8 protein-coding genes and 1 pseudogene are annotated in these 7617 nt (G+C 73.0%); 7 read left to right on the top strand and 2 right to left on the bottom strand.

Annotated elements, in window-relative coordinates:
* Positions 1-467, bottom strand: a pseudogene (locus AB0M35_RS26940) (hypothetical protein); the annotation flags it as partial.
* A 144-nt stretch (positions 468-611) separates the two neighbouring features.
* On the opposite strand from AB0M35_RS26940, the gene AB0M35_RS26935 reads away from it, so the two are divergent.
* Positions 612-1571 carry a Replicase polyprotein 1ab gene (locus tag AB0M35_RS26935; RefSeq protein WP_363748768.1) on the top strand — a complete coding sequence of 320 codons (960 nt, stop codon included), beginning with the start codon at positions 612-614 and terminating at the stop codon, positions 1569-1571.
* Entirely contained in the window at positions 1568-2587 is a 1020-nt protein-coding gene (locus AB0M35_RS26930; protein ID WP_363748767.1) for an HAD-IIA family hydrolase, read from the top strand. Before AB0M35_RS26935 ends, AB0M35_RS26930 begins: the two co-directional genes overlap by 4 nt.
* Before the next feature lie 7 nt (positions 2588-2594).
* Here AB0M35_RS26930 and AB0M35_RS26925 read toward each other — a convergent pair whose 3' ends face one another.
* Positions 2595-2933 carry an SCP2 sterol-binding domain-containing protein gene (locus AB0M35_RS26925; protein ID WP_363748777.1) on the bottom strand — a complete coding sequence of 113 codons (339 nt, stop codon included), beginning with the start codon at positions 2931-2933 and terminating at the stop codon, positions 2595-2597.
* A gap of 110 nt (positions 2934-3043) precedes the next feature.
* On the opposite strand from AB0M35_RS26925, the gene AB0M35_RS26920 reads away from it, so the two are divergent.
* From AB0M35_RS26920 to recN, 5 genes are all read left to right on the top strand, one after another.
* Positions 3044-3658 carry a hypothetical protein gene (locus AB0M35_RS26920; RefSeq protein WP_363748766.1) on the top strand — a complete coding sequence of 205 codons (615 nt, stop codon included), beginning with the start codon at positions 3044-3046 and terminating at the stop codon, positions 3656-3658.
* A 14-nt stretch (positions 3659-3672) separates the two neighbouring features.
* A complete protein-coding gene (locus tag AB0M35_RS26915; protein ID WP_363748776.1) occupies positions 3673-3894 on the top strand; it encodes a hypothetical protein in 222 nt (73 codons plus the stop codon).
* A 15-nt stretch (positions 3895-3909) separates the two neighbouring features.
* Complete coding sequence (locus tag AB0M35_RS26910) at positions 3910-4770, top strand: TlyA family RNA methyltransferase (RefSeq protein ID WP_363748765.1); 861 nt, start codon at positions 3910-3912, stop codon at positions 4768-4770.
* Positions 4771-4855: 85 nt separating this feature from the next.
* A complete protein-coding gene (locus tag AB0M35_RS26905; protein ID WP_363748764.1) occupies positions 4856-5740 on the top strand; it encodes an NAD kinase in 885 nt (294 codons plus the stop codon).
* A 111-nt stretch (positions 5741-5851) separates the two neighbouring features.
* On the top strand, positions 5852-7609 hold the full coding sequence (gene recN / locus AB0M35_RS26900) for a DNA repair protein RecN (protein ID WP_363748762.1): 1758 nt from the start codon (positions 5852-5854) through the stop codon (positions 7607-7609).
* Positions 7610-7617 lie beyond the last annotated feature (8 nt).

The following is a 7617-nucleotide window of genomic DNA, read 5'->3' as shown; positions in this document are numbered from 1 at the left end:
GCGGTGACCGTCGTGAGGGTGGTTTCCGTCGCGACAACAGCGAGCGGCCCGGCGGTGACCGTCGTGAGGGTGGCTTCCGTGGCGGGGATCGCCGTGAAGGTGGCTTCGGCGGCGGTCAGCGTCGCGAGGGCGGGTTCGGCGGCGGTGACCGTCGTGAGGGTGGTTTCCGTCGCGACAACAGCGAGCGGCCCGGCGGTGACCGTCGTGAGGGTGGCTTCCGTGGCGGGGATCGCCGTGAGGGCGGCTTCGGCGGCGGTGACCGTCGCGAGGGTGGCTTCCGTGGCGGGGATCGCCGTGAAGGTGGCTTCGGCGGCGGTCAGCGTCGCGAGGGCGGGTTCGGCGGCGGTGACCGTCGCGAGGGTGGTTTCCGTCGCGACAACAGCGAGCGCTCCGGCGGTGACCGTCGCGAGGGTGGCTTCCGTGGCGGCGACCGTCGTGAAGGTGGCTTCCGTGACAGGGAGCGTCACGAGGGGGCGCGTGCCGGACGGGACGGAGCGGAGCAGGCCGAGGGTACGGCGGCTCCGGCACTGCCCGAGGAGATCCTCGCGACCGACCTGGACAAGGACGTCCGCGCCGAGCTGCTCTCGATCGCCAAGCCGGTCGCGGAGACCGTGGCGCGGCACCTCGTGGCGACCGGGCAGCTGATCGACGAGGACCCGGCTGAAGCGCTGGCGCACGCCCTGGCCGCGCGTCGCCTCGCGTCGCGGATCGCCGCGGTACGGGAGGCGGTCGGGCTGGCCGCGTACCACACGGGGGAGTGGCAGACCGCGATTGCGGAACTGCGGACGTACCACCGGATGAGTGGTCTGCAGAGCCACCTGGCGGTCATCGCGGACTGTGAGCGGGCACTGGGCCGTCCCGAGCGGGCGATCGACCTGTTCCGTGGCGCCGACCAGGAGAAGCTGGACCGGGCCGTTGCGATCGAACTGCTGATCGTGGCCGCCGGCGCCCGAGGTGACCTCGGCCAGCGGGACGCGGCCGTGGCCATGCTCCAGGTACGTGAGCTGACCACCGACGTGGCGGAGCCGTGGACGGCGCGGCTGCGGTACGCGTACGCCGACGCCTTGCTGGCTGTCGGGCGGCGGGCGGAGGCCCGGGAATGGTTCTCCCGTGCGGCGGAGGTCGACGCGGACGCCGAGACCGACGCGGCTGAGCGGCTGCTCGAACTGGACGGCGTGGTCATCGAGGGGGACGACGAGGACGAGGTGGCCGAGGAACTGGTCGCCGGCCCCGGCGCCCCGGGAGCCGTCCCGGCCCAGTCGGATGCCGACCTCTCCGGAGCCGCCGTCGCGTTGGCCGAAGCGACCGGAGACGACGACGCTGCTGACCGCGTGGCCGGCGACGTTGCGGACGACAACGAGGGTGTGACCGGCGAGGCCGCGGGCAATGACGCGGCCGGCGAGGTTGCCGTCGAGGCCGACGCGGTCGAGGACATGACCGGCGAGGACGGCGAGGTCGCGGACGATCGGGCCGACGCGGTGGCGAAGCCCAGGGTCGAGTCGGCGCCGGTCGACGGCGGGGACCGGCCCGAGGAGGTCGGCTCCCAGGAGTCGGAGGCGCAGCGGCGATGAGCGGTGTCGGGGAACGGCTGGTCGACGGTTACGCCCTGGTCGTCTTCGACCTGGACGGGGTCATTTACCTGATCGACCGGCCGATCCCCGGCGCTGTCGAGGCCGTCGCGCGACTGCACGGCGAGGGCCGGGCTGTGGCGTACGCGACGAACAACGCTTCGCGTCGCGCGGCCGACGTGGCCGACCTGCTCACCGGCATGGGTGTGCAGGCCCGGCCGGACGAGGTGCTGACCAGCGCCGCCGCCGCTGCCCAACTGCTGGGTGAGCGGCTGCCCGCCGGGGTGCCGGTGCTGGTGGTCGGCGCGGAGGCGCTGCGCTCCGAGGTGGCTGCGGTCGGGCTGATGCCGGTGTCACGGGCCGAGGACTCGCCGGTGGCCGTGATCCAGGGCTACGGTCCGCAGGTGGGTTGGGCCGACCTGGCCGAAGCCGCGGTGGCCGTGCGACAGGGTGCGGCCTGGATCGCGACCAACACCGACCGGACCCTGCCCAGCGGTCGGGGACCGCTGCCGGGCAATGGTGCGCTGGTGGCCGCGCTGGCCACGGCGCTCGGCCGGGAGCCGGACGAGGTGGTGGGCAAGCCCGCACCGGAGTTGTTCGCCACTGCCGCACGTCGGGCGGGTGAAGGCCGGACACTGGTGGTCGGCGACCGGCTGGACACCGATATTGAGGGCGCCAACCGTGCCGGCCTGGACAGTCTGCTGGTCCTGACCGGTGTCAGTGACGTGCCGGAGCTGCTGGCCGCGCCGTCAGAGCGCCGGCCCACGTACGTCGCGTGGAACCTGGCCGGGCTCTTCGACCCGGCGGAGGTGGTGCGGGTGCCGGCGCCTGCGGGTGACCTCGGCGGCTGGCACGTGGTCACCGGCGCCGACGGCTGGGAACTGGCCGGCGCGGGACGCCCCTTGGATGCTCTCGCGGCGCTCTGCGCGGTGGCCTGGTGGCACCGTCCGGCCGGGTCGCCCCGGCCGGCGTCGTCGGAGGCGGCGGAGGCGCTGGACGCTCTCGGCCTGGCCTCCTGAGCGCACGTCAGAGCAGCTTGCGGAGCTTCATCAGGTCGAACGGGTTCGCCTTGATCGACACCCGGCGGTTGGCGACCGCGCGGGTGACATCGAGTTCACCGCGGACCAGGGCGACCAGGTCGTCACTGGTCGTACTCATGGCGATCTTGGCCTGCGGGTTGTCGCCGTCGGACAGGTCGACCAGCCGGCCGTCGCTGATCCGGCCGTGGAAGGCGGTCTCCAGGTCGGTGATCCGGCAGGCCAGAGTGCGATCCAGGTCGACCCGTTCACGGACGGTCTCCGCGTTGCGTTCCAGCCGGTCGGCCAGATCCTGCAACGCCTGCCGGCACTCGTCCACCGTGGCCACCATCGCCTCCTCGCCACACCACGTCATTCTCGGGCACCGTACCGCACGGGGTGGTCCCGGTGGCCCGGTAGCGTGACACCTGCAGACTCGCCGGGTGAAAGGAATCAGGCATGCAGGATGCGTGGCGCGCCTACCTCGAACTGGCCATGGGCTTGACGGAGGCGCCTCGGAAGAAGGCGCAGGACGCGGTGCGTCGGGCGATGGGCTCGACCGGCGCGACCGCCGCCCAGCTCCAGGCGCTCGCCGACGAACTGCGTTCGACCGGGGCGGCCAACCGGGAGGCGCTGACCAAGCTGGTGCGGTTCGAGGTCGAGCGGGCGCTCGGCGCGGTGGGGCTGGCCAGCGCCGACGAGGTGGCCGAGTTGGAACGCCGGGTGCTGGAGTTGGAGCGCCGGCTGCGTACGGCCGCCGCAGCGGGCGGGCCGGTGACGGCTGCGGCCGGCGCCGAGTCGTCGGTGGGTACGCCCGCGACCGCTGCGGCCGCTCCGCCCAGTAAGGCCCTGGTGAAGAAGGCGGTGGCCAAGAAAGCTGTCGCCAAGAAGGCGGTGGCGGGCGAAGTCGCGCCGCAGGACGCCGGGGCCGACAAGGTGGTGGCCAAGCGGCCGGCGAAGAAGGTCGTGGCCAAGAAGACGGTGGCCAAGAAGTCCGGCAGTGCTGGGACTGCCTCGGCCCGGCCGGCGAAGGCCACCCCGGCACGTCGACCGGATGCGGACGGCGCGGCGTGACTGAAGCCGTACCGCTGCCGGGCCCGCGCCCGGGTCCGCCGCCGGGCCCGCGCCCGGGTCCGCCGCCGCGCCGCTGGTCCGGCGAAGACGCCGACGAGGCCGGGCATCCGGTGGTGCGGGCCGTGGTGCAGGCGATGGCCAACGCCGCGGTCCTGGCCCCGGCCGACCAGATCGCACAGTACGAGGCCGCGTACCAGACATTGCGGGAAACGCTGGCCACCATCGATCAGGCCTGAGGAGGCCGTTCGTCCATGGCACGTCGAAACCGGTTGGACGCCGAACTGGTCCGCCGTGGCCTGGCCCGTTCCCGGGAGCAGGCCGCCGCCCTGGTGGAGGCCGGTCGGGTCCAGTTGCGGGGAGTGCCGGCCCGTAAGGCCGCCGCGATGGTCGACCCGGCCGATCCGCTGCTGGTCACCGGCGACGATCCCACCTCGGAGTACGTGTCCCGAGGCGGCCACAAACTTGCCGGGGCGCTCGCCGCGTTCACCCCCGCCGGGCTGACCGTGGCCGGCCGACGCTGTCTGGACGCCGGCGCGTCCACCGGAGGTTTCACCGACGTGCTGCTGCGCGCCGGCGCGGCCGAGGTGGTCGCGGTCGACGTCGGTTACGGGCAGCTCGCCTGGTCGCTGCGCAACGACGAGCGGGTACGGGTTTTCGAACGCACCAACGTGCGGACGCTCACCACCGAGGGGATCGGTGGACCGGTCGAGCTGACCGTGGCCGATCTGTCGTTCATCTCGCTGCGGCTGGTACTGCCGGCGTTGGCCGGCTGCACCGGCGTCGACGGAGACCTGGTGCTCATGGTCAAACCGCAGTTCGAGGTGGGCAAGGAGCGGGTGGGCACGGGCGGGGTGGTGCGTGATCCGGCGCTTCGGGCCGAGGCGGTGCTCGATGTCGCGGCGGCGGCCGCAGGACAGCAGTTGGGTCTGGTGGACGTCGCGGCCAGTCCGTTGCCCGGGCCGAGCGGCAACGTCGAGTTCTTCGTATGGTTACGCCGGGATGCGCCGTCGGTCGATCCGGAACGGGTCCGGGCGGTGGTCGCAGCCGGGCCGCAGGGCCCGACGATGCCCGGGGAGGTACCGGGCGTGGCGACGGAGGAGGTCGCAGGGTGAGCGTGGGCAGTGGGCGTCGGACGGCGGGCACGTACCGGCCGCTCGCCGGCCGGTGGGGCGGCGTGGCGACCGGAGGGTGGAGCCGGTGAGTCGGACCGCTCTGCTGGTCACCCACACCGGCCGTCGGCGTAGCACGGAGCACGCTAGGGCGGTGGCCTGCGACCTGATCGCGGCCGGTTTCGCGGTACGGGTGGTCGCCGAGGAGGCCGATGATCTGGACCTGCCCGGGATCATCCCGGTGAGTGGTCCGCAGGCCGCCGAGGGCGCGGAGATCGTCTTCGCGCTCGGCGGGGACGGCACCTTCCTGCGCGCGGCGGAGCTGGCCCGTCCGGCGAAGGTGCCGCTGCTCGGCATCAACCTCGGCAAGGTCGGGTTCCTCGCCGAGGCGGAGATCGATGACCTGGACAGCGCGGTCAGCGACGTGGTCTCCCGCAGCTACACCGTCGACGAGCGGCTCACCCTCGATGTCACCGCCGAGTTCGACGGTGGGCCGACCATCGAGTCCTGGGCGCTCAACGAGATCAGCGTCGAGAAGGGCGAGCGGGCCCAGATGCTGGAGCTGATGGTCGATGTGGATGGTCGGCCGCTGTCCCGGTACGGCTGCGACGGAGTGGTCTGCGCCACGCCCACCGGCTCGACCGCGTACGCGTTCTCCGGCGGTGGGCCGGTGGTCTGGCCGGAGGTGGAGGCGCTGCTGCTGGTACCGATCAGCGCCCACGCCCTTTTCAGTCGTCCGCTGGTCACCGCGCCTACGTCGACCATTTCGATCACCGTTGACCCGTACACCACTCTCGCGGTGCTCTCCTGCGACGGTCGGCGCGTCTACGACGTGCCGCCGGGGGCGCGGATCACCGTGCGGCGGGGCGCCCTTCCGGTGCGGGTCGTGCGGCTGCGGGACCGCCCGTTCACTGATCGGCTGGTGGCCAAGTTCGACCTGCCGGTGCACGGTTGGCGCGGCTCCCGCCGCTGATCGATCCGGCCCGGCGACGCCCTGCCGGACGAGTCGACGCCGCCGGTCGGGGCATGCCGCTGCCCGCGTCGGCTGGTCAACTGTCGGGCACCGCGTCTACTGTCGGGTGCTGTGCTGGAAGAGCTGCGCATCACCGGACTGGGCGTCATCGAGGACACCACGCTGCCGTTGACCGGCGGGATGAACGTCATCACCGGCGAGACCGGTGCCGGTAAGACCATGGTGGTGACCGGTCTCGGCCTGCTCTTCGGCGGTCGGGCCGACGCGGGGCGGGTGCGTGCCGTACCGGGGCGGGCGGTCGTCGAGGGGCGGCTGCGCCTGGCCGGGCGGGCTGCCGAGACGGTGCACGCCCGGATCATCGACGCCGGTGGCGATCCCGACGAGGACGGCTGTGTGCTGCTGAGCCGGACGGTCACCGTGGAGGGTCGGTCCCGGGCGCACGTGGGTGGGCGCGCCATGCCGGTGTCGATGCTCGGCGAGGTGGGCGAGCAGGTGGTGGCGGTGCACGGGCAGTCCGACCAGTTGCGGCTGTTGCGGCCGGCCGAGCAGCGGGCCGCGTTGGACCGGTTCGCCGGCCCGGAGCACGAGAAGCTGCTGGAGGCGACCCGGGAGGCGTACACGCAGTGGCGGGCGGTGGTCGACGATCTGGCCGACCGGCGGCGCAACGCGCGGGAGCGCCATCAGGAGTCGGACCTGCTGCGGCTGGGCCTCGACGAGATCACCCGGGTTGATCCGCAGCCGGGTGAGGATGACGAGTTGAAGGCGGAGGTGCAGCGGCTGGAGCACGCCGAGGGGCTGCGTACCGCGGCGCAGTTGGCGCACCAGTGCGTGGCCGGGGGTCTGGAGGCCACCGACGACACGCCGGACGCCTCGACGCTGCTGGGTACCGCCCGGCGGATGCTGGAGGCGCAGACCGGCACGGATCCGGCCCTCGGCGAGTTGGCGGCCCGGTTGGAGGAGGCGGCCACCCTGGTCGCCGACGTTTCGGTGGAACTGTCGACGTACCTTGCCGGGTTGGACGCCGACCCGGCGAGGTTGCAGGCCATCTACGAGCGTCGGGCGGCGTTGCGGGCGCTGACCCGCAAGTACGCCGACGACGTCGACGGGGTGATCGCCTGGGCGCAGCGGGCCCGCTCCCGGCTGTCCGAGCTGGACACCTCTGACGACCTTCTCGACGAGCTGGACCGGGAGGCGTCCCGGCTGGCCGGTGAGGTGGCCGAGCTGGCCGGGCGGTTGTCGGCGTCCCGACAGGAGGCGGCCGTACGCTTCGCCGAGCAGGTGACCGTCGAGTTGGCCGGGCTGGCCATGCCGCACGCCCGGGTCGAGGTGGCGGTGCTGCCTCGACCGGCGGGTCGGGCCGAGCCGACGTTACCGGTCAACGGGGTCGAGGTCGGTGTCGGGCCGGACGGCGGCGACGAGGTCGAGCTGCGGTTGCTGGCGCATCCGGGTGCGCCGTCGTTGCCGTTGCAGCGGGGTGCCTCCGGCGGTGAACTGTCCCGGGTGATGCTCGCCATAGAGGTTGTCTTCGCCGGCTCCGGTGGCCCGCCCACGCTGGTCTTCGACGAGGTCGACGCGGGTGTGGGTGGTCAGGCGGCGGTGGAGATCGGCCGGCGGTTGGCCCGGCTGGCGCGTAGTCACCAGGTGCTGGTGGTGACCCACCTGCCGCAGGTGGCCGCGTTCGCCGACCGGCATCTGGTGGTGGCGAAGGACACCGGTGGCGCGGTGACCACCAGTGGGGTGCGGGTGGTCGAGGACACCGAGCGGGCGCGGGAGTTGGCCCGGATGTTGGCGGGTTTGCCGGACTCCGATCTGGGTATCGCTCACGCGGAGGAGTTGCTGGCCGTGGCGGCCAGGGAACGACGGTCGTGAGACCATCA

Source organism: Micromonospora sp. NPDC051196 (assembly GCF_040682415.1).
Lineage (GTDB): Bacteria > Actinomycetota > Actinomycetes > Mycobacteriales > Micromonosporaceae > Micromonospora.
Note: the sequence above shows the minus strand (reverse complement) of the source record. Positions and strands in the feature narration are given on the sequence as shown.